Raw genomic sequence first — 25,164 nt, 5'->3', positions numbered from 1 at the left:
GCGCGGATCAAAGCGCTGGCGGCGGCGGTGGCATGGAGCCTTTTTGCTTCGCGAGACAGAGGTGAGAAGGGGACCTCTCCTCACATCTTTCGTTCTGTGTGTCGGAGGACCCGCTGCGCAAGCAGCGGGCCCGGTCACCCCTTTTACGGCTTTTGCCTATACCCGCCGAATGTTGAGTAAACCGGCCGTGCCGTAGACCGCGAGCTCGCCGTTGACGCGACGTTCAACCGTTACGCGCGGTCCGATCGATGGTGCCTCACGAGCAGTCGCTTGGATCACATACCGAGCACCCTCATAGGTGAACACCAGCTGCCTCGTCACTCGCCGTTCCTCGACGATCGACATGGCTCGATCGAGATCCATCGGTGGAATGATCGGGCGGTGCGCATCCTCGGACAGCGCCGGCACCTTCGAGAACCTTTCGTTGAAGCGCGCCAAGAATGAAGGCAGGAAGGCGTTCGCCTGATCGATCGAGCAGATCCCCTCCTTTCGGAACGCCTTCACCAGCCGGTCCTGAAGCGTGCGATGCCTGTTCTCGACTCGACCCTTGCCCTCCGCATAGTTCGCGGCGGAGTGGAGGATGTTCAGCCGGTTCATCGACTTGCCCCAACTCGTCTTACCATCCCTGACGTACACCGCGGTGTACTTGTCGGTGTAGAAGCGCAACGGACGACCATTCGCCTCGATGTACTGGTAGGTCGACGCGAAGTAGGCATGGCCGCTCTCCGACGGAAACATCATCACTTGAGTACGACCGGTCGCATCGTCGACGAACACCATGGCGGTGCACCTCTCGCCTATCCCTTCGAACCAGTCGTGGTTGGACCCATCGATCTGAACGAGCTCTCCAGGACGCTGCATCCGCTTCCTTGGCTTGTGCAGGAGACGTCTGGCCGCATGATCTGCTACCCATAAGCCAGCTTCTAGCATCCACCGGCGGATCGTCTCGCGCGCAAGGCGGATGTCATGATTCTCTTCAAGGTTCTCCTTAATCAGCTGTGGGCCGTAGTCGGCGTATTCCTCTCGGATGATATTCAGGACATCGGCTCGGAAGTCCGCTGGATAGGCCCTAGCGTTGCTGTTTCTGATCGCAGCCGTGGACACGGCTTCAGCACCGCCGCGCCTGAACTCGTCGAGAAGTCTGTAAACAGTGCTCCGGGCCAGGCTCAGCAGGGCCATGGCCTCTTCGATCGAGTACACGCCTGCGTTTACGAGCGTGAAGGCTTCGACCCGACGCAGCATGGAAGCGCTCAGCACCCGACCTTGTATTACATTTCCTTCGTTGATGAGTTGGCGAATAGGGTTCTGCCGAAGAACGGCGACATCTTCATTCCTCACGCTCTTTCGATGACGAGCATGCGTTTCGCTTTCCACTTCTCAGCTCCTTGCCAGAGTGGCTGCAATGGAGGCGCGGGGAAGCGAGCGACGAAGCTCGTCGCTTGACGTACTTCCCGGAATCAGGCAGAAGCGTGCGTGGACTACACCAGGCTTCGAAAGGGCCGCACCTGCCAGGGTGTGGCCTTTTCTTTTACCTAAGCGCCAGGCGAGGCTGACCGGTCACATCACCGCATGGCGCCTCCCATCTCGATTTGATCCGGATAGCGATCAGGCCAGAGCGCAGCAGGAGTGGTCGTCAGAGCGTCGGCGATCGCGCGTTCGATCCTCCTGCTGCGCCGAAATCCGCGACTGACGATCGAAACCGTTCCGGGCGCCACGCCCAGATCACGCGCAATGCTGGACAGTGTCGTGCCGCGCAGCGCCAACGCGCTCTTGATGCGGGCATGCTGCCGATCGTTGATCACCAGATTTTGAGACTCCAGCCACGCCCGGTCCTGCTCCCTTCGTCCGCGCCGAGAGCCACTCGTTACAAGTGATTGCATCGGTCAGGTGACTGCTAGAGGCTACCAGCCTTGCTAGTCAAGCTCTCCGCACAGAATAGAAGCCGACATTGGAAGGCGAGATGTAGTTTATGACTCGAACCTAACCCAATCTGAGCGTGTCAGGATTTTACGGATTAGCTTTGCAGCTCATTTCTAGCTTCGACGCCTTTTCCTGTTATCCGATCGGACGTCGTTTTGATGAGATGTACCGCTGTCTAGACCTGCAAACACTTGCAGTACTTCCGAGTCACCTCCGACTTCAGATCCGTTGCTTGAGACTGAAGCTGATCCGACCGCGCGTTCCGTCAGGACGCTTCGGACGGGCGGCGATACGGACGTTCCAGCCAGACTTGCCAACTGTCAGCGACTGGGTGGCGCGGCTCCGGTGACGCTAGCGGTTACGCTCCGGCTCATGCACCGGGCGCTCCGATGAGGTACGCCTGCCTTGAGGGGGAAGGGAGCGCGAAGGCCACGTATGCACCCGCTCAAGGAGTATCTCTGGCGCGATCCAAGCCTCCTCGACCAGCTTCTCCCGAAGCGCCGCTGAGGGTTCATGCAGCCCATCGTTGACCGTGGGCAGAGGGGGAAAGTGACCGCTTCTGGGGAAGGCCGCCTGACTGCTTTGGAGAAGGGAGGGCGGTTAGCGGTCGTTTGTTCACGGTCATGCAGGCGGCAGTTGCGCGTCTAAATTCGGTCATTCAGCTAGTCGCCCGCTGATCCCGAAAGCCGCCATTCGTCACAGGCAACATCGGCCTCACCCGTCCTCTGTTTGCTCGGCCCGGGTTTCAAGACGTGTTATGGTCGTAAAGAAGGTGGGCTGAGTATAGTATCGACCGCGACACCGGAGGAAGAGATCGCAATGGCCGGGCTGGGCGAGAAGGAGCGGCGTGATCATGCCATGCTGGTCGGTGTGGTCACGCTCGGTTGGAACCGCGCGGTTCACCAACTGCTGCGCGCCTTCACGCATCTGACCGGCGTCGAATCTCCTCTTGCCGACGTCATCTTCTTCGGTTCGAGGTCCGACAACGCACAGCGCCAGATGCTGGCCCGTGTGGCCAAGACGGTTGATCTAACCTCCAAAGAGCGGGATCGCCTGATCCCTTCGATCCGGCGACTGGACAAGGCGGCGGTCACGCGGAACGCGGCAACGCACACGATCTTCGGCGTCACGGCCTACGACAGGGTGACCGACCGCTGGGGTGCGAAGGTTCTGCCGCTGCTTGATCAGACGGAGCGCAGCCGTCTGAAGGAGGACTTCGAAGCGCAGTTCAGGGAGGTGGAGAGCGAATTGGGCGCGATCTACCAGGAACTGGAGGATTGGTTAATTGCGACGCCTATCCGCCACGCGCCTGGACCGGACCGCCGCTTCCACTGGCGGCGGCGGCCGAGGTGGAGAGGGCTCGCGCGCAGGCCGAGTTCGACGCGGAGCAGACCTATGGCGCGCCCGCGGAGGACGATGACCCTGGTTGAGCGGAGGCGCATCCTCGTGCGTGCTGTCTGATGTCGGCCCGGGACGATTTCTCGGTATCGACGAAGCGCGAGATCGCCGAGCGCGTGGCGTACGTGTGCTCGTATCCGAACTGTGATCGTCTGACCGTCGGCCCGTCTTCCGACCGTGCGAGCGGCGTGACCATGACCGGGGTCGCGGCGCACATCTCTGCGGCCGCGAAGGGCGGGGAGCGGTACGACGCGGCCCTCACGTCCGCGCAGCGCAGGCATGCATCGAACGGCATCTGGATGTGCGCGATCCACGGAAAGTGGATCGACGACAACCCCTCGCTCGCGACGATCGAGAGACTGCGGGCTTGGCGCAGCGAGCACGAGGCCGAGATCGCCGCGCGCGTCGAATACGGTCATCCGGGCATCTTCCGGTCATGGGACCGGCTGGCCGCGCTGACCCGCGACCAGCGCGACACGATCGAGGTCGCCCTGCCGGACGGAACCGTCGTCGCACGCGACGGCAGCCAACTGATAGCGGCGCTGAACGGAGTGGGATTCTGCCTGGTCACCGGGGAATCCGGCGTCGGCAAATCGGCGCTGGTCCGCGCGGCCCTCGACGAGGCGTTCCCGCAGGCGCGGCAGGTGTGGCTGGGTCCGGAGGCGCTGCGGAGTGCCCTTAGTGATGCCGAACGCGTCGCGCTGGGCCTGACGGCGCCGTTGGGCGACCTGCTCGCGACGGCGACGTCCGGCGTCAACATCCTCGTGCTCGACGCGCTCGAGCGCGCGGATGCGACTGCGATCGCTAGGCTTCGCCAGCTCATCGAGAGGCTCGCGCGGGATCGCACTTCCGGATCCGGATGGAAGGTCGTGGCGATTGGTCAACAGGCGGGGTTCGAGGTGCATCTCGATCCGCTGGTCGGCGTGCTTGCAGGCTCGACCGTGCGGGTGCTGCCGCTCGAGCCGGCGCAGGTGCAGGCCGCACTTCTGAACGATCCTGCGCTGAGCCAGCATGCGTTCGACGACCAGTTCCTCGCGGCGCTCGGAAACCTGCGGACCCTCGGCTGGGTCATGTCCGCCGGACCGCAATTCGCGGCGTCAGGCGCCGGCCAGATCGCGACGCGGCCGCAGATCGCGGACAGGCTGTGGGCGCATTGGACGAACGGTGATCCAGACCTTCACGGCTTCATGGTCCGCCTCGCGATCCGGGACGCGGACTATGAACGGAGCGTCGGGCTGACCAATCTCGACCAGGAGGACCGCATGGCCTGGAAGGCGGGACGGCAGCGGATGCCAATCCGCCAGGACGATCGAAACCGGCTGAGCTTCGAGCACGACCTCGCGTCCGATTGGGCGCGGTACGAATACCTCAAGGAATTCGCGGAGGACGTAGCGAGGTGGGCGGCTCTCGCCCACCAGCCGCTCTGGGTGGCCGCGCTCAGGCTGTTCGGCCAGTTTCTGCTTCGCGAGCAGGTGCGCGGCCGGAACGCATGGGGCTGGGCATTCGCGGCGGCGCGCGAGGGCAGCCTCGTCTCGGCCAGCGACGTCCTCCTGGACGCGCTGTGCCTGGACCCGATCGCCGACCGGCTGCTGTCGGAGCGTATCGACCTGCTGCTGGCGGACGATGGTCGGCTGCTCGATCGGCTGCTCTCGCGCTTCCTGCATGTCGCGACCTCGCCCGGACCGCCGATCTCCGACGACCCCGACGTCCGCCTCTATGCCGAGGCGAACATGCGGACGCCGGTCTGGACCGCGTGGTCGCCGATGGTCCGCTTCCTCGTCCAGCACCGAGCCGAGATTGGTATCCTGGGCTCGCCAACGGTCGCCCGGACCTGCGAGACCTGGCTGACGAAGGTGCCGACGGCGGTCGGCGGGCGCGCCGTCCTGTGGCGCGGAGAGATCGCCGAGCTGGCTCTCGACACCGCCAGGGTCAGGCAGGTGTCCAACCTCGCGCGCGCCTCCTACGGCGGACATTCCGACGACGAGACCGGACTGTTCACGGCGGCCCTGGCCGGCGCCGGCGACAGGAGGGCGCTGGTCGAGGAGTTCGCGCTCGAGATGGCGCGGCGCCGCGACCTGTCGGCGACCACGCAGACGCGCGTCAACGCGCTGCGTCAGGAGGATCGCGCGCGCCGGACCTGCGAGGAGCGCCTATCGCGGCTGCCGGCGCGGCCGCGCTCCAAGCCGCCGTTGACGCTCGTGCTCGATCGCAAGCTCCCGCCTTGGCCCATGGGTCCTTCGGGACGGCTGGACGACGATTTCCGGGCCGCCGTGCTCAGGCAGGGTGCGCTCAATCCGCTTATGCGGGTCTCGCCCGGTGTCGCGGCCGAGGTCCTGCTGGCGTGCATCATCGACGACCAGCCGCGGGAGGACCGGAGCGGCTTCCGGGTGGACCGCAGGCTCGGCCTGAATTCTGATCACGACGACCAGCCGACCCTGTTCTGGAACAGCCCCTTTTTCCCGTTCCTGGTGGGTGGCTCTTCCGAGGTGCTGTCGGCGCTCGTCCGGCTTGTCGACTTCTGCACCGAGCGATGGGCGGACGACGCCGGCGAGACGCCTGGATCGTACCGCCTAGCGTTCGGAGACGGCGTCACCCGTGACTACGTCGGTGATTGGCAGGTGCTCGACTGGTCGCATGCACGGAGTTCGTCGGCGAGCCAGCTGCACTCCGCTCTGGACGCACTCGAACGCCGGCTCTGGATGCGGATAAACGCCGGTGAGGACGTGAGTCCGGTTCTCGAGGAGCTCCTCTCGACCTCGTCGTCCGCCGCCGTTTTGGGCGTTCTCGCCGACTGCGCGAAGCTTCGGCCCGAGCTTCTGAAGGGCGAATTGGCGCCGCTCCTGACGTCCCCGCAGCTTCTCATGGCGGAGCGCGGCAGGCTGGGGAGGCGGATGTGGACAGATGCGTTCACCTGGATGCGCGCCGGCGAGGCAATGCGGACGATCGGGCTCGAATGGGAGCAGTCGCCGCATCGCCTCACGTCGTTGATGGAGGTCGTCCGGGACCGCAGGAAGGGCGATCCCGAATTCGACGTTCGGGTACGGGCCGCCATCGCCGCTTGGCCCGAAGCCGAGCCTGACATGGCGCTCCGCCAGAAGGCGCTAGTGGCGGAGCTCGAACCCGCGAACTGGCACGAGGAGGTGGACGCCGAAGGCAAACCGGGCCTCATTCTGCGATATCCTGCGGACCTCGCGGCCGAGATTGAGGCTTTGCGACCCGTCCAGCCGGCGACGCTGAATTTGCGAGCTGTGCTCAACCGCTTCGAGGGCATGCTGGGGATGACCATCGCGGACGAGGATGCGTCGCAGGTCTATCTCCTGCTGGACGACGAGAACGGTCTCGAAGAGTTTCCGGAAGGCGGTCGCCGAATGATCGAGGTCGCGGTCGCCACCGTCCTCTTCGTCGGCGCGAGCGGCTGGATCGCTGGCGATGCGGCCAGGATCGAGCGGCTCGGATCGATCCTCGACAGGTCCGTGCGCCACGACCCCGGACAGAACGGCGAGGTCGACGACCGGCTCGCAAACGGCCCCGATCTGACCTGGGCGTCGGTGGCGGCGGTCCATGCGCTCGCCCGGGGTTTGCCGGATCCCGGACGGTGGGAGCGCATCGTCACGCACGGCATCGCCACCGGTGATGTAGCCGTCATCCGGTCTGCCGTCGCGGCCGCCCGCGGCGTCCGCGCGGAACTGGGGCGGCGGTACGAAGCGATCGTCGAAGCGGGAGTCCTGGCGGCCGCTTTGGAGGCCCTCCGCCCTAGCGAATGGGAGAACCTCGCCTCGTTCTCGACCCTTCTGCGGTGGCGGCGGTGGCTGTCGCGCCGGAGGCTGTCGTCCACCGCCTCGCGTCGAGTGATGGATCTCGTCGGGATGGCGGGTCGCGTCGATCGGTTGTGGCGTTCCCGGTACAGGCGGAAGTTCGGTCAGCTCCCGGCTCCGACCAAAGGCCGACGCGTGCGTCGGCGGTATTCGGCCGGTCTCGCCTCGCACTTGCTCGCCGCGCTGTTCGACTGGGCGCTGAACCAAGACGCGGTGCCGGACGCGGGGGAGCTGCCTGAGCACCGCGCCATCATCGTGATGGTCTGGAGGTTCCAAGACTGGCTGCTGCGCGGTGATCCCGACGGCGACATGTCGGACGGGGATGGGTTCGACCGCCTGGACGATTTCGGGCTCGCCTTGCTCCGCACTATCGCCGCGCGGATCCCCATGGGCGATCCCGCCGATAGCCGCTCGTTGTGGCAGCCGATCCTCGCGCTCGGACCGCGCGGCGAGTTCACGCTCGAGCACCTGATCGACTGTCTCTTCCTGCGCCTCTACAAGGACGTCGATCCCGTCCGGTTCAACGCGAACTGGGACGCGATGCTGGCCTTCGTCTTCGCGCCGGGATGGGCATCGGGATCGCGCACGTGGCGCGCGCGCAGCATCCTGCGCCACATGCTTGGCATCGACGCCGCGAGCCAGATCGCCAACGTCCCAAAGGTCCAAGCGCACGTCGGGACCCTTCGGCCGTACTTCGAGAAGTTCGCGGCCGAGCATATTATTCACGACAACAGCACGCTTCGATCCTTCGCGGACTTTCTCGCTGCCGCTCCGGGAGCGAACATTCGTCTCGATGCTGTTGGCTGGATCGCGGTGGCGCTGAACAAGGACGACTCTCGTCTAAGCAGCGCGGCGGGTTCGTCCCTCGCCGATCTCGTCCGAGTCGTCCTCTCCGACCATGCCGCCGAGCTTCTTGCTAATTCGGCAGCGCGACAATCCCTGATCGACGTGATTGCGCGCATGGTTCGTGATGAGGCACCCTACGCACTCACGCTTCAGGATCGCACCCGCTCTTTGCGTTAGACTCCCGCTGTTCGCGAGCAACAGCGTTTTCCGAGCGTTGCCACTGACTAAGCGTGTCTGCCGTGCCCAAGAGCCCGAGTCCGCTTTCCGGCGATCCAGCTTCGAAAGCTGCCAATCATCAAACGGCCCAGGTGACGCCAAAATGGTAAGGCTAAACGAGCGTCTGGTTTGTGGGGTGCCTTGAGCCTTTGAATACCGAATGTGGGTCGTAAGAGCAGCCATCAACGACCGTAGGGTTCTGCTAGACAACGTTCTGTCACTTTGACTGGGGGCTTCTCCGACAGGTATAGCAGAGTGTCATCAACTCGCTCCCTTAGATTTGGACGCGGCGACAGGTTCACCGTCGTCCAAGCCGCCGGTTGACTTCCTCGTCACCGTCCCAGCGTCGGGCTTCATGTTCATAGCTGCTGGCGAGCCGATCAAGCGCCTGTGCCGCAAACGGCGTCGCGGCGCGCATCGCTTCGGCCGCACGCTGGAACTCGGCGGCGAGCGCTCGCTCCTGCTCACCGCCTGGCCCGCGCCAGACGACCCCGCGCTTGTTCATCTTACCGACGATGAAGCCGTCGGCGATGTCCTTGGTCCCGACATGCGCCAAGGCCTGTCGCACTGCTTCGTGCGGCCAATGTCCGTCCGCTCCGACAGGCGAGGAGGCGAGCAGGTTGCCGATCACTTCGTCGGTGATCGCGCCGCGCGCGGCCTCACGCGCTAGCTCGCGGGCGGCATCGATCCAGGCGGTCATCGCATCGACGTCGATCGAGCCGTGGGCGTCTGCGCCTGGCAACCATCGCGCCTCGCGCAAGACCCGCCAGGCCGTGTTCGCCGCTTCGGGCGTTCCCTTGTCGTTATCAACCTGGCCGTCGTCGCGCTTGTAGATCAGCTTCACGAGGTGGACAAAATCGCCGGGATGGTTCGCGAGCACCCAATCGAGGTTCGGCGTTCCGTGCTCGCTGTGCTGGAACAGTGGATTGAGGGCGAACTCGATGCCCGCCAACTCGGTCCGGGACAGGGCGCCACTGTCCGACACGCGCGCCAGCGCCTTGCCGAGATGCCAGCCGTCCGGGCAGGCAACGGCAACGTCATCGCCGCCCGACGTCCTCATGGCAGCCAGCACGCGCGCAAGCAGCGCCGGGTCGACAGTCTCGATTACCATGCCAAGCGCCCGAAACGCGGCAAACGGCCGACCAACGTCTAGTAGCCGGTCGACCATGAACGCTGTGTCAAGCGGGTTCAGTCGAAAGGCGTCAACACCCGCCTTGCGCCAGTAATCGTCAGCAAGGCCCTGGTGGCGATCGGCGATCAGCCGCCATGTCGCACCCTCCGCCGGTGCCGCCAGCAGAACGCGCAGTTTGTCCGCATCCGCCAGGTGGTCGCCTTCGAGCAGGCTGGTCAGAGTGGACTGATGCGGCTCGTCGTTCACGGCTGATAGCAAGGAGCCGAGCGCCGCGTCGGCCTTTGCTCCCAACTCCTCATGTTTTAGCAGTTCGCGCGCCCAGAAGGTCACGCGTGCCGGCTCGATCTGCGCCAGCAGGCGACCGATCACCCAACTGGCATTTCCGCCCTGGATCAGGGACAGCACACCATCGACGCCGTGGTCGCTCACCACTTCCCGAAGTGCCGCGGTCCGTTCCACTTCGATGCGTTCGGGATGCCGCTGCCAGCTCTCCTCGTCATCAATGGCGTATCCCGACTCGGGAACCCAATGCTCCGCGAACAGCCAGCGGTGTTGCTCAATCAGGTCGGTGGGCGCGAGCGCGTCGGCGAACGCGGTAATCCGTACTTCCCATGCGGGTAGATTGCCGTTCGCACGGTGCTGACGGCGACTCAAATCGCGCCGCAGCCGCTCACGCAAGGTGGCGCGATCGTCATCGGCAGCGGCCCCCGCCCAGCTTTCGGCTCGATCCAGCAGGGTAAGTACGGCCTCGTCAGGGAACTCGTCGATTAGGGTTAGCAGGTCGCCCAATTGCGCGACTGAGTAGCTGGGCCAAGCCAGCATCAGGTCGAGCGCCCCCAGCATGGTTGTGCGCACGTCCGTCGTGAGCGGACCGTCGCCAGCGCCGGCCGGGACCTCACGCCAGCGCGGCCGTACGTTCGGGCTGGCGTGCCCCACGCGCGGAAACTGCGCGAGCAGCAGCCGCCACGCGACCGGTGACCCCGTCGCTGCAAACTTGCCCATTGCCGCCACCCGTTCCGCCACGCTCGCGGCAGTCTGGGGCAACCAGCAGCGGACTAGGGAGCCAAGTGAGGCTTCAGGCTTGTTGGCCCAATTGTCGCTGATCTCAACTTCGCTCAGCCGAGCCAGGATGGCGAACACGCGGGCGAACCGACGCGGCTCCCAGGCTAGCAGCTCCAGCGCCCATAACAGCTCCGTGCGTTCGCAGCGGCCGTGGGTCGAGGTGACGGGCCGCAGCAGCGCGAAGATGGTCGGCTCGGCCTGGCGCAGATCAGCTTCGACCGCATCCAGGAAGGTGTCGGGCGACGCCTCAGCCAGCCAGCGCAGGTGATGCTGCGCCAGCCATCGTCGCGGGCTGGGATCGCGCAGCACCGCCGCGACCACCCGATCCACGCGGGTCACGACCGAGCCCAAGCGCGCGCCCAGCAATCGATCGCCCTCAATTGCCAGCAGTACCAACATCTCGCCGACGGCGTCGCGCAGCGCGCCGCTGACCTCCGCCTGCACGCCATAGATGCCCGCCGCCCAGCGCTTGTCCTCCGGCAGGTCGAGCCGGGGGTCGTCCAGCGTCAGCACCAACTCCGCCACACCCAGGAATCGCGCAAGATCTTGTTCGGTCAGCGCGTGGTGAATCGCGAACAGCGCGTCCTTGCGCGATACGACGCCGCGAAAGCCGGCCGTAGCCCAGACCGGCGCGTCGGCCAGCGCCGTCAGTTCGGCAAGGTCGCGCTCGACAGCCTCGATGGGCTGACCGGCCACTTCCGCCACGCAGGCCTCGTCTGCTCCATCGCCCGCGCGCCATGCGCCCGCTAGCAGGATGGGCATCAGCTTACGGCAAAGGTCCGGTTCGCGTGCCCAGTCAGGCGTACGCAGAACTGGCGCGATCGCCAGTCGACGACGCAGGATGGTGGGTGATCGGCCGGCTTCCGTGGTCAACCGGTCGCGCTCCTGCTCGGCCACTCCCATGTCGCCAAGCGCGGCCTCGAAAGCAGCGCGTCCGGCGGGGCTGAGCGCCACATCTACTTCCACCGGTACCGTGGCATGCGTTCTCGCAAAGAGCATGTGGTGGCTGCCGGCCGCAGTGGCCGCCAGCGCTTCGGCTTGCGGGTGCGCGATGACGATCAAGCCTGAACTTCGCTGCACAAGCAGTCCAGGAAGGGCAAGCGGATCGTCGACCACGATTGCACGCTCGCGCTCCGGCTCAGGCAGCGCGGCGGCGACATAGCCCACTGCCTCGCCAACGGAGTCAGCCGTCACGACCCAGGGCCGATGCGGCGGCTGTTCCCGCCAAGTGGAGAACCGTGCAGCCGCCTCCACGACCGGCGCATCGAACAGCTTGGGTGAAAGGGCAGGGCGGCACGCCTGCGCCCACTCCATCCAAGCTTGGTCAAGCGGGCGTAGGCCGACCGTCGGTCGCCCGAGCTCGCCAGCAAGCCACAATCGCGTCGCCGGCGACTGCTCGAGCCACTGCGCAAGGTCTTCGGAGTCATAGGCGCGGACGTCAGCCCAGAGCTGCTCGCGCCGGCGCTTCTCCACCCAGCTCCCCTTGCCCGGCCAGCGACGCGCGGTGACGAACAGGAAGGTCGTCGCCTGCTTCTCCTCGGCTGGCAGCGTTGCACGTGCCCGCCAGTCACAGTTCGGCTTGCCCGGATTGTCATCCGCGACGCTTAGCTCCCAGCCCACCCGGCCCGCCGGGACCCACGAATTGACGCCGACCGCTTCCGTCCAGCCGTCCCATCCCGGCCGCTGCGCCTCGTCATAGCCGGGAAAATCAATCGCGCTCAGCGCAGTGCCAGCCTCCTGCACAAGACGCCTGACCAGCACTGGCAGCAGCGATCGAGCACTGAAACGGTCAGCCCACTCGGCAATGTCGAGAGCGGTGATGTTGAGCGGCGCCGGCAAGCGAGATATGTATGATGGTTCGCTAATTGTTCAAACTGGCTGCCATCGCGGTGCCCGCACGTTTGGATGAAGGAATGACCGAAGCCGGTGCAGAGGAATCTCGGCGTGAACGGCCGTAAGTGGGTCGCCGTGCCCAAGGTTGAGGTGGGCCATCCTTCAGGGCCGAGCGCCTGAAGCAGATCTTCCGTGAGGTTCGTCCGAAAAGCGCCGGTCGGACAGTCCGACCGGCGCTCCCTGATCCATCAGGCGCCGTGGTGCTCGGCGTGGTGACGGCTCGCCTGTTCGCCGTGCTCGCGCGCGTGACTTGCATGCCCGCCAGCAGCCGCTGCGTGGTGGCCGGCCTTCTCGTGGTTTCCTGCCTCGTGCTGCTCGGCAGCCGACCGGTGATGCTTCGCGGCATGCTCGTGGTGCTCAGCGGCCGTGCGATGATGTTCCGCGCCCTTATGTTCAGCCATCGGCTCTCTCCTTCATATAGTAGGGACAACATACCCATCATGGGCTTATCTCGCGTCGCATGACGAAAGCATGACGCTTTCATCTTTTTACGCGCAAATAACTCGCCCGATCATCAACATTGTTGTTCGCATGGAGCCGCCCACAGGGGGATAAATGCATAACCAATAGTCAGCCGAAACATGAATTTCGCGTGAGGCGCCGCCTACAATTTGGATGGATCAAATTCTTACTTCGGTACCGATTTCGACAAGCTGCAGCGACGGGATGCAGAAGGAGCTGCCGTTGGGGGCGGTGTTGCGCTGCATGGAGACGAACAACCGCTCGCGCCAGTGCGCCATCCCCGTGATCTTAGCGTCCGCGATCACCGTTTCGCGACCGATGTAGTAGCTGATGTGGCCACTCGCCTCGTCATCGAGAAGTCCGGCGGTGCGAAGCCCTGAGGGGACGTCAAAATGCTCCATAAAGCCGAAGTGCAGGATCACGCGGTCCACATCGTCCGACAGCTTGATAACCTCGGCCCGTTCACCGTCCGTCAGGTGCGGCTTCTCCACTGTGCCGACGGAAACCAGGATCACCCGCTTCTGCAACGATCGGCTGTGACGCACATAGTGTGTGAGCGACAGCGGAATGCCCGTCTGCCCGGCGCTGAGGAAAGCGCCAATCCCGTCGGTGCGGCACGGAGCCGCATGGGCTAGGTCGCGGAGGAACGCATCTTCGTCGTCGCGCATGTGCGCACGTGCGTTCTCGACGAGGAAAACGCCTTCACGCCAGGTCAGCATCAAGAGGCCCAGAACGGCAGCGATCACGAGCGGAAACCATCCGCCTTCCATCAGCTTGACGGCATTTGCCGAAAAGAAGATGAGATCGAGTATGAAAAAGGCACCGTTGATCAGCGCCACCAGGCCGAGATTGTAGCCCCAGCGGCGGGCTATCAGTGCCGCGAGGAAGGTCGAGATTGCCATCAAGCCCGAGACCGCGATGCCGTAGGCGCCCGCCAGCGCGTCCGACGACCGGAACACCAAGACAGCGGTCAGCGTCGCGACCGCAAGAGTCCAGTTTGCCAGCGGCAAGTAGACCTGCCCTTCCTGGTCGGGGGCGGTGTGCCGGATGAAGAGACGGGGCAGGAAGCCAAGCTGTATCGCCTGCTGCGTCATCGAAAAGACGCCGGAAATGATCGCCTGGCTGGCGATGACGGTAGCGGCCGTCGCAAAGATGACGAGCGGATAATGCGCCCACCCTGGTGCCAGCCCGTAAAAGGGATTGGCGAGCGCCGCCGGCCGGCTCGCTATCAGCGCTGCCTGCCCCAGATAATTCAGGGCGAGCGACGGTAGGGCAACCGAGAACCAGGCCAGCCGAATTGGGAAGCGACCGAAATGCCCCATGTCGGCGTACATCGCCTCGCCCCCGGTGACCGCGAGGAATACGGCGCCGAGAACCGTGAATCCGACGCCAAGTGGTGCTTGCAGCAGGAAGCCGATCGCGCGCACGGGACTGAACGCGACCAGCACGGCTGGGTCGCGCACGATCCCCCCGATGCCGAGCAGGGCGATCGCGCCAAACCAGATCAGCATGACCGGGCCGAAGATCCGCCCGATGAAGCCAGTGCCCTTCGCCTGAACGACGAACAGGACGATGAGGATGACAATGGTAATGGGCAAAACCAGCGGTGCGAGGTGGGGCGCATCAAGTTTCAGGCCCTCGACTGCGCTCAGCACCGAGATTGCCGGCGTGATTGCGCCGTCGCCATAGAGTAGGGCCGCGCCAAGCAGGCCAAGGACCAGAAGCGCCGCTTGCCGGCTGCGTGGTCTGGCATCGTGCACGCCGAGCAGGGCGAGCATCGCGACCACGCCGCCTTCGCCGCGATTGTCGGCGCGCATGATCAGGATCGCATATTTCAATGAAACGACGAGGAAGAGGGACCATAGGACAAGTGAGGCGACGCCGACCGCTGCCTGGGATCCGCCGCCGGCAGCCTGCACCGCGACCTTGAAGGCGTAGAGGGGGCTTGTGCCGATGTCGCCGTAGACGACGCCCAACGCGGCGAGGCCGAGCGCGACACTGTAATTAGTCGTCTCTCGGCCCAAAAGCGCGTACTCCTTGAAGATGTCGGGACGGGCAGACCGTCCCAACGCATAGGCTACGTCCAGCCCGCCTTACTTCTTCATCTTTGCGGCTTTCTTCGCATAGTGGTGATGCGACAGCGCACATCCTGCTGCCGCACCGGCCATGCCATGGCCCTTGCCTACCATGTGGCCGGCAACGCCGCCGGCCGCTGCCCCGCGGACGCAACCCTTCGCGTAGACCGGACTGGCGCTCAGGGTTGCGGCGGCGATGATGGCGAGTGCGATGCGCATGTGAAAGCTCCGATGGTGAACGTGAGCTACCTCAAGCCGTGATCAATGCGCGCCGTTCCATGACAAATGCGTCATCACCGCCGGCCATCAGCGGCTTTTCGGCCAACGCTTAAAAAACGCTTTCTAAAGCCGACAGCGCGCTCAGTAGCAGAAAATCGTAGCCCCTCATTTGTCGGCGTCCTGCTAACGCGCGACGCAACAGAGACCTGACGATCCGTTTCGACCACAGCGCGAGCCGCGCCGCCTAGGAACGATCTTGGCAAGCAGGGCCGTCGAACGCGCTTGGGAGCTTCGTGCTCAACGGCCCACCCGGTTCTCGCCAGGCCCCTTTATATATCACGTCACTGGGGTGGCGGCCATTGCTATGGGGCATATTGCCTGTGAACGCGAATGGCGCGATGCAAAGGCGGCTGCGAAGTGCAGCGTCTAGAGAGGGGACCATCGTGAACAAGAAGTTGATCTGCGCTGCTTTGGGCAGCCTGGCACTCCTGAGTGCGTGCAATCACAATACGCAAGGCGCGGACAATGTGCTCTCGGTCGCCGATAACAAGGCCGATGCCATGCAGGACAACGCCAGCGCGATGCGTGACGAAGCGAACAACATGGGTGGTGCAGCCGCCAACAAAATGGACAACGCCGCCGCAGCTCTCGACAACCGTGCAGACCAGGTTCGCAGCGATGCCGCCAACCAGGCGGACGCGCTCAACGACGCCGTCAAGAAGTAACCGCTGAGCGGGATCGAGCGGTGGCGCATGTTCGCGCCCTCGATCCTGCTACTTCAGGGAGCGTGAACGAGCTCGCCTAGGTCGGCCGGGTCCGCGAACGCTGCCTTAAGGTGACGTCAGTCCGTCGTAGAGCCAAGTCACCGGACGGCAATCATCGCCACTGCGGCGGCCACCAACACCCCGGTCGCGGGCCAACTAGAAAATATAAGCGGTCTGGACGCGGTCAATGCGCCCATCTGATTACGCCGGGACACGACCACCATCATCGCGGCCACGATCGGCACAGCGACGACGCTGATCACGGCGCTCCAGAATAGTGCCTTCATCGGCTCGATCGGGGATCCGCCAGCACCTGGGACCCTTCGGCCCGACCTGATCTGATCAGGCCGATGCCGATCAGCACGCCTATCGCCAGCACGACGATCGAGCCTTCAGCGAACCAGCGGCCGGTCACGGCGAAATGGCCGATGGGCGTACGCCATTCCCGCGTCCCCGACAGCCAGTAGGGAATCACGAGCAGCCCTCTGGCCACGAAGAGCGCTGCCGCGACGCCGAGGATGTGCCGCCGCCTGCCCGCACCGCGATCGACGACCGAAACCGACCGGCAGCAGAGGGCGAGGCCGACGAGGATGGCGACGATGACGCTGGTGCCGATGGCGGCGGCGGGGCTCCTTGCTGCAGTGGAAGCGACGATCGAAGATGGGGCGCCGAGCGCCTCGACCCATGACGGACCGGCTGTCCAGGCAGCGAGGTGGATCGCCGCGCCTCCAGCTAGCCCAACCTCAGCAAAGAAGAGGGGCTTCCTGCCGGGACGGCGTGTATTACGCATGCATGACAGAATAGGGCGATTGCGCCTTGGGGCAAGGGAGCAGGTGGGCCGACGTGGCCGGACAATGGGACGATGCAGATTGCCCGAATCTGGTAGCTGCGGTGGGGTGTGTTGGCTCGAGGTAACGCTCGCCGAGCGCCTCGATTTGAAGCTGGCATCATCTGCGGTGGGTATGCCTCGTTGCGCCCCGGATGCCGGCGATCAGTCGTGCCCGCCGCCATGTCGTCCGCCCGCTCTTCGCGGCACGAGAAGGATCAGGAGCACGATCGCGGTCGCCAGGACCGCGGTGGCCAGCGACCGACTGAATTCGAGACCGCCCTTCGCGACGGGCTTGTCCAGGAAGTCTCCGACGGTCGCGCCGAGCGGCCGGGTGAGGATGAAGGCCGCCCAGAAGAGGATCACGCGGGAGACGGCGTTGCTGAAATGGAGCACGGCCAGCATCACGAGCGCCGCGCCGAAGAGTAGCGCCGCGCCGGAATATCCGAGTGGGCCATCGGCCACCCAGTCCCCCAACGCCGTGCCCAGCGTCTGCGAGAACGTGATCGTGATCCAGTAGAACGTCTCGGCCCGGGGGTTGTCGACGGCGTCGACGTCGACCGTCCCGAGCGCGCGGTGCCAGGTGAACAGCGAGGCGAGCACGAGGCCGAGCAGCAGCATTGATCCGCCGGGATAGCCGAGGCCGATCGAGCGGGTGGCGAAGTCCGCCAGCGTGGTTCCGGCGGTGGTCGATGCGATGATGGTGGCCCAGTAGAGCCACGGATTGAAGCGCCGCGCCCGGATCTGCAGGGCTGCCAGGGCGACGAGCAGCACGCCGAAGATCGCGGTTCCGACGAGATAGCCGTTGAGTCCGTTGCTGCCGGCCTCGGGCGTGGTCTCGCCGAGCCAGCTCATGCTGACGGCGTCGCCGCCCGTCTCGCCGAGCGTCGTCGCGAGTATCTTGATGACCCAGAAGCCCAGGGTCACCGCGGGGACCTTGCTGATCGTCGACCGCCGTCCGTCCATGTATCCGACCTCCATACCCTCGGGCGCCGCCACCCTACTAGCCGCCGCCTGTCGTCCGCAATCAGACGACGGGCGTCCAGTTCGATGATCGTCGACCATCGCGTCCCGGCCGTTCCCTGCATCGACGGGCATGCGCGTGAAAATGTTGCCAAAGACTCGGCAACCGCGTTGACGATGGCAACAACCGCGTCATCCCTGCGCGACGTCGGCGTCATTCATACCAGAACAGGAGAACAGCTTGATGGCGTCTCTGCCTGGATTTCAAGTGCCCGCTGCTGTGACAGGGTTGACCTAAGGGGGCCGATCGCGGCCGGTCGACGTTTGGCGTGGCAGGATCAGGCGCACGGGGACGGCGGAGCCGCTGCGGCGATAGTGGAGGCCCTAGTAACGCAGATGAAGGACCGATTTGGAGAGCGAGCGGCGGGAGCTCTGCCGGCACGGCGCAGGCCGAAGCTTTGCACCGGCGAAGCCTTCGCGGCGACGCGCTGCGTTTGCGAGGCGGCCGTTGCGGCTTGCCATTTCGTGTGGGAGGGTCGGCAATGAGGGCAATCGACGCTCTGATCTCGTCGCTCGCCATGTGGATCGTCGCGGCTATCTCGGCCGGAGGCTATCTCGGCATTCTCGGACTTATGGCGATCGAAAGCGCCTGCATTCCGCTTCCCTCCGAGGTCGTCATGCCGTTCGGGGGCTATCTGGTCTCGACGGGTCGGCTGGACCTCTGGCTGGTCGCGACCGCGGGAGCGCTGGGCTGCAATCTCGGATCCGTGCTTGCCTACGAGGCGGGCCGTCACGGCGGCCGCCCCTTCGTCGAACGCTACGGTCGATGGCTGCTTCTGACGACGCATGACGTCGACCGCGCCGAACGCTTCTTCGGAAGGTACGGCGGCGCCGCGGTGATCGTCGGCCGCCTGCTTCCCGGCATCCGTTCGTTCATCGCGCTGCCGGCCGGGATCGCGAGGATGCCGTTGGTTCGCTTCCACCTCTACACCTTTGTGGTGTCGTGGCCCTGGTGCTTCGCGCTGGCCTACATCGGCATGATGCTCGGACGCAGTTGGAACAGCGATCCGCGCTTGTCCCCGCTATTCCACAAGTTTGATGCGGCGCTGGCGGCGGTCCTCCTTGCCGGCGTGATCTGGTTCGTCTGGCACCGCCTGCGGGGCCGGCGCGGATGAGCGTGCCGCCTCGGCCGGACGCCCAGCGCCCGGTGCTGGAGCGCGCCATCGGGCTTCAAGTGGTCGTCTGCGCCTCAGCCGCTCTCTGCCTCGCGCTTGCGTCGCGTCTCGTTTTTGGGGACTTCGGCGCGCTCGACCGCATCCTGCTGGTTGCCGTCCGTCACGCGATCGATCACCCGGGCGCCGGCTGGGCTGCGTTGAAGCACATCATGCTGCTGGCGACGGCGGCGGGCGCCTTCCCGACCTTGGCGGCCTTGACGCTGATCGGGGCGGCGCTCCTGGCGATGGCACGACGCGGCGCGGCTGCGGTCCGGCTCGTCCTGTGCGCCGGAACGGGAGTCGCCGTGGCCAATCTCGTAAAGTACGTGTTCGTCCGGGCCCGGCCGGAGGTCGTTCCGCATTGGGTCCAGGTGTCGAGCCTGAGCTTTCCCAGTGGACACTCCGCCGACGCCTCGATCGTCTATCTGCTTCTGGCGGGCCTCGCGCTCGACCGCGTCGGTCGTCCGCCTGTCCGTCGAGGGATTGCGTCTGCGGCCTTCGTGTTCGTCCTGCTGATCGGCCTCTCGCGAGTGTATCTGGGGGTGCACTGGCCGACCGACGTCCTGGCCGGCTGGGCATTCGGGGCGGCCTGGACGTATGTCGCCGCCCCGATCGTGACGAGGCGCCCGGAGCCGCCGGATCTCCGCCGGGCCGACCCTGTCCCACGCGCCAGGGGCTGACGCTATACAGGTCATGGCCGCCGTCCGATGTCCGCCGCGCCTAAGGCGTCGACGTCGGCGGGCGGCCCCCTGTCGTTCCGGTCGGCATCGGACGCGCGCCGCGCGCGCGATGCCGAGGTCAAGCTGCGGTCCTGCCCGCCACGGTCTTGTGTGGCAGAACGCCATTCATTGTCGAGCGTGTTCAGCGGACCCTAGCGCACGGTCACCATGGTCACCAATCTGGCCGGCACGCCAGCGAAAGGCGCCGGTCCGTCGGCTGCGCGCCGTCGAGCCGGATCGGAACGAACAGGTCTTTTCGCCCGAACTCGATCCTAGTGTCGATGCGGTCGGCGGTCAGGGTCTCGGCGGTGGCGATGCGGCCGGAGGCGCCGGCCAGCGTCGCGGCGATGGGTGCCGCCTGGTCGGGGTGCAAATTGACGATCGACAGGTGCAGCACGCCGTCTGCGTCCCGGCTCGCCGAGACTGCGCTCGAACGACGCGCCGGGAGACGGCGTCGTTCGAACTCCCGAGAGGCTGACGTCGTCCGGCGCGGAGCTAGAGCCTGATCTTGACGCCCGCCTCGAAGGTCTGCCGGTAGACCTCGCGCTGGATCGGCCTGTCCGCAGAACCCTCGTAGAACCGGAGCGGCGTGTCGAGCAGGTTGCGCGCCGTGGCGTAGACCGCGACGCGAGGGGTCAGGTCCCGGTTCGCATACAGGTCGAGGGTGAATCGCTTGTCCTGGAACACGTCGGTTCCCGGGCTTCCGCCGATGCCGAACAGCGCCTTCGACTCGTAGAGGCCCGAAAGCCGGATCTGGGTGCCGCCGCGTTCATAGAACAGGGCTGCGTTGCCGCTGAAGTGGAAGGTGCCGGGCAGCGCCCTGCTCGCCTCGCCGTCACGCAGGGCGACACCGGAATCGACGTAGGTGGCGTTGGCGTCGAGGCCGAACGCGTCGAACGGCGCGGGAAGGCCGCGGAAGCGGTCGACGAAGCTCGCCTCAACGCCCCGCGCGTAGGCGCCCGAGACGTTCTGGAAGGACTGGTAGGTAAAGATGGTGGTCGGGCTGTAGGGCAGATACGGCGCGCGGAACGTGCGTGAGACGATGTAATCCCGGAACTGCTTGTCGAACACGCCGAGGGAGATGATCCCGTTCTCCGGCAGGTAGTATTCCAGCGCCGCGTCGAAGTTGTTGCCGTAGGTGGGGCGCAGGTTCGGATTGCCGGTCGTCACGATCTGGTTTCCGACGTCGACCTGCCCGCTCTGGATCGTCTGCAGGAAGCCCGGCCGCGCGATGCCCGTGGAATAGGTGGCACGTGCCACGAGCTGGCCAGTGAGATCGTAGCGGAGCTGCACGGTCGGAAAGACGTTGGTGTAGGTCTTGCGGATGTCGTTGAACTGCGTCGTCGATCCGCCGTTTGCGTCCGTGAGCGTGACGAAGCCGCCGTAGCGGGAGACGGTATGCTCGACGCGGGCGCCCGCAAGCACGCCTAGCTTGCCGAACCGGCCGGTGTATTGCGCATAGCCGGCGGTCACGTCCTCGCGGTCGTCGAAGCTCAGCTGGTCGCGGCCGAGATCGAGAGCGGCGAGCTGACCGCCGAAGCGGGACGCGATGGCGCCGGGGTCGATGAGGGGACCAATGTCGTAGCGTCTGTCGTAAAAGACGACGCCGCTTCCGCCGGCGAAGTCCGACAGGGGGGCGCCTCTATCCATCGCGGACGTCTGTGATCGCGCCGAGACGTAGGACAGCTTCCCACGCAGGCGAAGCTTGCCGCCGATCTTGATCTCGTCTCCGTCGACGAGGCCGGGCGAGATCGCCAAGTTCGCGGCGAAGCTGTGTTCGAGGTCCCGGTCGTATTCGATCTGGTTCGAGACGCCCGAGAGGATGTAGTTGGCCGGATCGGCGAGGTTGACGCGGCCCGTCGAGAAAACGGGGGCGTTCGGGTCCGAGGTGTTGTCGTAGGTGATGGGGAACGTGGCCGCGGGGTTGGCGCCGTCGCCTGGCCCGGAGAAGGTCGCGTTGCGGTCCCGGTATTTCTGGTAGGTGGAGCGTGCGAGCGCCGCGAACCAGTCGAACTTCACGTTTGGCGCGATGCGGTGTTCGCCGCCGACCTGAAGCAGCAGGTTGCGGTGAGCCTCCTCCTCGTCGCGCAGCGTCTTGACCGCCGACGCGTCGGACACGGCGAAGCCGTTCGGATTCGTGGCGGCCATCGCGACGACGCCGCTGCCGTTCGATCCGTCCAGGCCGTCGATCTCCAGCCGCTGCCGCCAGACGCGCTCCGTGTAGCCCGCGATGCTCCCGCGAAGGAAGATGCGCTGGCCGCTGTCCGGGGTGACGTCGATCTCGCCCGTGGCGCCGTAGCGCCGCCGGAAATACTGATATCGCCGAAGCTCGAGCGCCGAGAAGGCCTTGCCTGGAATGGTGGGCTGCTGGTCGGCATAGGCCGCTTCGACGTCGTCGACGCCGCGTCGGTCATCATGTCGGAAGAGGTTTGCGACGACGTGGAATAGAGGATCCCCGACGGCGTTGACCCCGAAGCTGCCGCCCGCCGTGACGTCCGCCCGGTAGAGGCCGGTATGTCGCAGCGACTCGTAGCCGCCACCCAGCGTCATGTCGAGGAAGGGACGGTTTCGTCCGATGGCGCTTCGAGGCGTCAACTCGACCGATCCTCCGAGGCCTTCGGCATCGTGGTCGGGAAGACCCGTCTTTATCACCGAGATCCGGTCCACCGCCCCGATCGGCACCGTGTCGAACTCGACCGCCCGTCCGGCCGCATTGAAGTAGGTGCCGCCTGGCTGCGTGTTCAGCAGGACGACACCGCCGAACGTTGCGCCGTTGAGGTTGCCGTCGAGACCGCGGACGTTGACGAACCGCCCCTCTCCGGTATCGATCGAGAGCGAGACGCCTGGGATGCGCCCAAGCGCCTCGGCCGCATTGTAATCAGGATACTTCGCGATCGTCTCGGCGGACTGCACGTTCACGATGTTGGCGGCGTCCCGCTGTTCGGCGCGGGCCGTCTGCGCCGAGCGGGCAGTGACCAGGATGTCCTGGGATGAGTCGGCGCTCGCACCGGAGACCGCCTGGGTGGTCGGGATGGTCTGGGCGCGGGCGGACTCCGACGTCATGTTCGACATGACGAAAAGGGTGCTCGTCGCTGCGAGCAGAGCGTGCTTGTTCAAGTTGGAAACTCCGTCGGTCTCGCGGCGACGGCTATGTGCGCTGTGTGACGTTTCAAATGATTGGCAAAATTTAATGAGGTCCGTCCCGGACCCAAGCTGCTCTGCTCCACGGTGAACGGCAGTCACTCGTGCAGGAAGCCCACTACGTTTGGGTCCGCGCCCGACGTCTACCGTTCGACTTCGACTCCCGGCGGGAAGATTGTCCGTGCTCGGTGCATGCATGGCTGCATACTCTGGTTGCCCGTCATCCAGGGCGTGGAACGGGAGAGCGACAGCCGGAGCGCGAGCTCCGATCAGTGCAGCGGCGAGGGACCGCCCGCAGGCGGAGCCAGCCGTCGTAGCGCCTGCCGGTCAGTTATGGTGCTGCCATGTATGAACTGGGTTGCGGCGACAGTCAGGAGATCGGTCGCTGGGCCGGGTGGAGAACAGTCACCTGCCGTTCCCACGACGAGAGCGAGCGACGCTGCGGATTCGACAGATGAAGATCTTGCAAAAGTTCGCATCGGTCCATGCCAGCATCCACGACGACTTCCGCCTGAAGCGCCACCTTATCGACCGACAAACTTACCGGGAACGACGGTCCGCCGCGCGGGCCGAGTGGCAGGTGCTCGCGAGCTAAGCCGCGAGCATTGCAGCCCGACCTGCATCGTGTGGCGAGCGATTCGCGTTAGACTGACAGCACCCTTCGGACGGCTCTCGGCGCGACTAGCAGGGCCGCCTTCCCGCTATGGGGTCCCAATCGACAACGGATGGTGAGCGCGATCGGCGACGCCCACCACAGCGTTCAACCGGGTGAAGCCGCAGAGCCGGCGAGTAAGCCGCCGTCGATGTTGACCTCCGTGCCGGTGACATAGGTCGCTTCGTCCGAGGCAAGCATCAGGGCGATGGCCGCGACTTCGTCAGGCATCCCGAACCGCTTGAGCGGCGTGTCCGCGACGAGCGCCTGCATCTTGGCGTCCCGATCGGAACCAGTGCCCAGCATCGGCTCCCAGATCGGCGTGAGGATCGCGGCCGGATGGATCGAGTTGCAGCGAATTTTCCAACCCTGCTGCGCGCAGTAGAGCGCGACCGTCTTGCTATGGTTGCGGATCGCCGCCTTGGACGAGGCATAGGCCGCCGCGCCGGGGATGCCGACCAGCCCAGAGCGGGATGATATGTTGATGATCGAGCCTGTTCCCGCGCCTTTCATCGCGCCGATGGCGTAACGACAGCCGAGGAACGTCCCATCAAGATTGACGCGGTGCACCTCGCGCCAATCCGCGAGGCTGGCGTGTTCCGGGTCGTGCGGGGCCATGCCGGCCTCGAACCCGGTCACGCCGGCATTGTTGACCATCACGTCGGCCACCGGAATGACGCCCGCCAAACGCGACCAGTCGCCTTCCTCACGCACGTCTAGCCGTTCGAACCGACATCCGATCTTGGCAGCAGTAGCCGCCCCTACCGCTTCGTCTATGTCGGTGACGATGACGATAGCGCCTTCGTCATGAAAGCGGGCAGCAATGGCGCGGCCAATGCCACGCGCCGCGCCAGTGACGACGCACGTCTTATTATTCAATCTTTGCATGATGTTCTCGAAACCAGAGTCCAGTCGGCGGATCACTCCGCTGGCGTGTGCCTTTCCGCTTAGCGGTGACGCTGGAGCATTTCGAAAAACTCCCGAGAACGCGAATTTCCTACGGCAATGAGCCGCTAGCTGCAATTCCCGATATTCGATTCCCGTCGGGAACGAGGCGGTGCTACGCTTTGTCGGCTATCGCCACCGTTGTTCCCGCAAGCGGTCGTTCCGCTCCCCCAATGCCAGACGTTCGGTCATCCAAATGTGCGGTGGAAGAGGCGGCTCTTGCAAGGTGAACGAACGGCAGAAACCGAGACGCGGCAAGGTCGAGATGAATGACCGCAACTGGGTCGTTGAGGCAAAAGGGTAGGGGCCGCTTACGCCCAATTGTGGTCATTCCCTGCCAAATGCCGGCTCGTCGACTTCGGTCATTCATTCACGCTGGCGCGTGCCTGTCCCTTCCGAGACTACCCTCTCGACGTTCAAGTCACCAAAGTGGCCAATGATCTGCCAACGGCGGCGTTATCGCGCATTTCACGTTCGACATTTTTTGCCAGATCGCTAGCCAATGCCCGAGTAAACGCTCGCGCATCGGAAACGCAGTGCCTGGGGCGGCCAGCACTTTGAAGGGCGTATTGGTACTTACTCTTCACCCAAACCCTCGCGGATAATCAGCGCGAAGCCGGCTCGAACCGAGTATTCTGTCGAAGGGCACGGGACTTGGATGTGCTGCAGATCACTATCTAAGACAGCCTGTTTAGCAGGCAATCCGTTCAGGGTGCGAAAAATGGCCTGCAGCACTTCGATCATCGTGCCGGGGCCGTTGATGGTCGTGGCCAGGGCTGGCCTGCCATCGCGGTGCTCCACCCGCCAACACCGCCACAGACAGGCGATCCACTGCGGGGCGATCTTTGACGCGATGGCCCTTGCCGCCTGTCCCGTTACCAGTGCCCGGGCTCCGTAAATCA

General features: G+C 65.1%; 18 protein-coding genes and 1 pseudogene. 7 read left to right on the top strand and 12 right to left on the bottom strand.

What is annotated here, in order from left to right; all coding sequences use genetic code 11:
• Window positions 1-156: 156 nt before the first annotated feature.
• Together DM480_RS14550 and DM480_RS14545 are read right to left on the bottom strand one after the other, a co-directional pair.
• Window positions 157-1,374 (bottom strand): ISNCY family transposase, encoded by a 1,218-nt coding sequence (locus DM480_RS14550; RefSeq protein WP_125471563.1) that lies wholly within the window; start codon window positions 1,372-1,374, stop codon window positions 157-159.
• 188 nt (window positions 1,375-1,562) lie between these two features.
• Complete coding sequence (locus DM480_RS14545) at window positions 1,563-1,802, bottom strand: helix-turn-helix domain-containing protein (protein WP_198665853.1); 240 nt, start codon at window positions 1,800-1,802, stop codon at window positions 1,563-1,565.
• Between the two features lie 937 nt (window positions 1,803-2,739).
• On the opposite strand from DM480_RS14545, the gene DM480_RS14540 reads away from it, so the two are divergent.
• Window positions 2,740-3,381 (top strand): hypothetical protein, encoded by a 642-nt coding sequence (locus tag DM480_RS14540; protein ID WP_115380151.1) that lies wholly within the window; start codon window positions 2,740-2,742, stop codon window positions 3,379-3,381.
• Window positions 3,381-8,156 (top strand): ATP-binding protein, encoded by a 4,776-nt coding sequence (locus DM480_RS14535; RefSeq protein WP_115380149.1) that lies wholly within the window; start codon window positions 3,381-3,383, stop codon window positions 8,154-8,156. The genes DM480_RS14540 and DM480_RS14535 overlap by 1 nt, the downstream gene beginning before the upstream one ends.
• Before the next feature lie 337 nt (window positions 8,157-8,493).
• On the opposite strand, the gene DM480_RS14530 is transcribed toward DM480_RS14535, so the two are convergent.
• Window positions 8,494-12,228, bottom strand: a complete 3,735-nt coding sequence (locus DM480_RS14530) for a hypothetical protein (RefSeq protein WP_125471561.1) — start codon at window positions 12,226-12,228, stop codon at window positions 8,494-8,496.
• 251 nt (window positions 12,229-12,479) lie between these two features.
• Here DM480_RS14530 and DM480_RS18155 point away from each other — a divergent pair, with 251 nt between their 5' ends.
• Window positions 12,480-12,746 carry a hypothetical protein gene (locus DM480_RS18155; protein ID WP_198665852.1) on the top strand — a complete coding sequence of 89 codons (267 nt, stop codon included), beginning with the start codon at window positions 12,480-12,482 and terminating at the stop codon, window positions 12,744-12,746.
• Window positions 12,747-12,902: 156 nt separating this feature from the next.
• Here the strand turns inward: DM480_RS18155 and DM480_RS14520 are convergent, their stop codons facing one another.
• Window positions 12,903-14,813, bottom strand: coding sequence for a potassium transporter Kup (locus DM480_RS14520; RefSeq protein WP_232834029.1), 1,911 nt, complete (start codon window positions 14,811-14,813; stop codon window positions 12,903-12,905).
• Between the two features lie 24 nt (window positions 14,814-14,837).
• Window positions 14,838-15,038 (bottom strand): hypothetical protein, encoded by a 201-nt coding sequence (locus DM480_RS14515; RefSeq protein WP_115380141.1) that lies wholly within the window; start codon window positions 15,036-15,038, stop codon window positions 14,838-14,840.
• Between the two features lie 443 nt (window positions 15,039-15,481).
• Here DM480_RS14515 and DM480_RS14510 point away from each other — a divergent pair, with 443 nt between their 5' ends.
• Window positions 15,482-15,763: a hypothetical protein gene (locus DM480_RS14510; RefSeq protein WP_125471559.1), complete on the top strand. Its 282-nt coding sequence runs from the start codon at window positions 15,482-15,484 to the stop codon at window positions 15,761-15,763.
• A gap of 137 nt (window positions 15,764-15,900) precedes the next feature.
• Here DM480_RS14510 and DM480_RS14505 read toward each other — a convergent pair whose 3' ends face one another.
• The 3 genes from DM480_RS14505 to DM480_RS14495 form a co-directional block, all read right to left on the bottom strand.
• On the bottom strand, window positions 15,901-16,089 hold the full coding sequence (locus DM480_RS14505; protein ID WP_115380137.1) for a hypothetical protein: 189 nt from the start codon (window positions 16,087-16,089) through the stop codon (window positions 15,901-15,903).
• Complete coding sequence (locus tag DM480_RS17985; protein ID WP_125471557.1) at window positions 16,086-16,592, bottom strand: hypothetical protein; 507 nt, start codon at window positions 16,590-16,592, stop codon at window positions 16,086-16,088. Before DM480_RS17985 ends, DM480_RS14505 begins: the two co-directional genes overlap by 4 nt.
• A 201-nt stretch (window positions 16,593-16,793) precedes the next feature.
• Complete coding sequence (locus tag DM480_RS14495; RefSeq protein WP_115381399.1) at window positions 16,794-17,594, bottom strand: COG4705 family protein; 801 nt, start codon at window positions 17,592-17,594, stop codon at window positions 16,794-16,796.
• A gap of 539 nt (window positions 17,595-18,133) precedes the next feature.
• Between DM480_RS14495 and DM480_RS14490 the strand changes: the two genes are divergently transcribed.
• The gene (locus DM480_RS14490; RefSeq protein ID WP_115380133.1) at window positions 18,134-18,766 is read left to right on the top strand and encodes a DedA family protein; all 633 of its coding nucleotides are present in this window, start codon (window positions 18,134-18,136) and stop codon (window positions 18,764-18,766) included.
• Complete coding sequence (locus DM480_RS14485) at window positions 18,763-19,485, top strand: phosphatase PAP2 family protein (protein ID WP_115380131.1); 723 nt, start codon at window positions 18,763-18,765, stop codon at window positions 19,483-19,485. Before DM480_RS14490 ends, DM480_RS14485 begins: the two co-directional genes overlap by 4 nt.
• A 211-nt stretch (window positions 19,486-19,696) precedes the next feature.
• Here the strand turns inward: DM480_RS14485 and DM480_RS14480 are convergent, their stop codons facing one another.
• Together DM480_RS14480 and DM480_RS14475 are read right to left on the bottom strand one after the other, a co-directional pair.
• Complete coding sequence (locus tag DM480_RS14480) at window positions 19,697-19,921, bottom strand: hypothetical protein (RefSeq protein WP_115380129.1); 225 nt, start codon at window positions 19,919-19,921, stop codon at window positions 19,697-19,699.
• A gap of 98 nt (window positions 19,922-20,019) precedes the next feature.
• Window positions 20,020-22,596, bottom strand: coding sequence for a TonB-dependent receptor (locus DM480_RS14475; protein WP_232834028.1), 2,577 nt, complete (start codon window positions 22,594-22,596; stop codon window positions 20,020-20,022).
• A gap of 398 nt (window positions 22,597-22,994) precedes the next feature.
• Between DM480_RS14475 and DM480_RS18885 the strand changes: the two are divergent.
• Window positions 22,995-23,260, top strand: a pseudogene (locus DM480_RS18885) (IS6 family transposase); the annotation flags it as partial.
• Between the two features lie 165 nt (window positions 23,261-23,425).
• On the opposite strand, the gene DM480_RS14470 reads toward DM480_RS18885, so the two are convergent.
• Entirely contained in the window at window positions 23,426-24,205 is a 780-nt protein-coding gene (locus DM480_RS14470; RefSeq protein WP_115380127.1) for an SDR family oxidoreductase, read from the bottom strand.
• A 633-nt stretch (window positions 24,206-24,838) separates the two neighbouring features.
• Complete coding sequence (locus DM480_RS18145) at window positions 24,839-25,006, bottom strand: hypothetical protein (protein WP_157968808.1); 168 nt, start codon at window positions 25,004-25,006, stop codon at window positions 24,839-24,841.
• Between the last annotated feature and the right edge of the window lie 158 nt (window positions 25,007-25,164).

The organism is Sphingomonas sp. FARSPH (genome assembly GCF_003355005.1).
GTDB lineage: Bacteria > Pseudomonadota > Alphaproteobacteria > Sphingomonadales > Sphingomonadaceae > Sphingomonas.
Note: the sequence above shows the minus strand (reverse complement) of the source record. Positions and strands in the feature narration are given on the sequence as shown.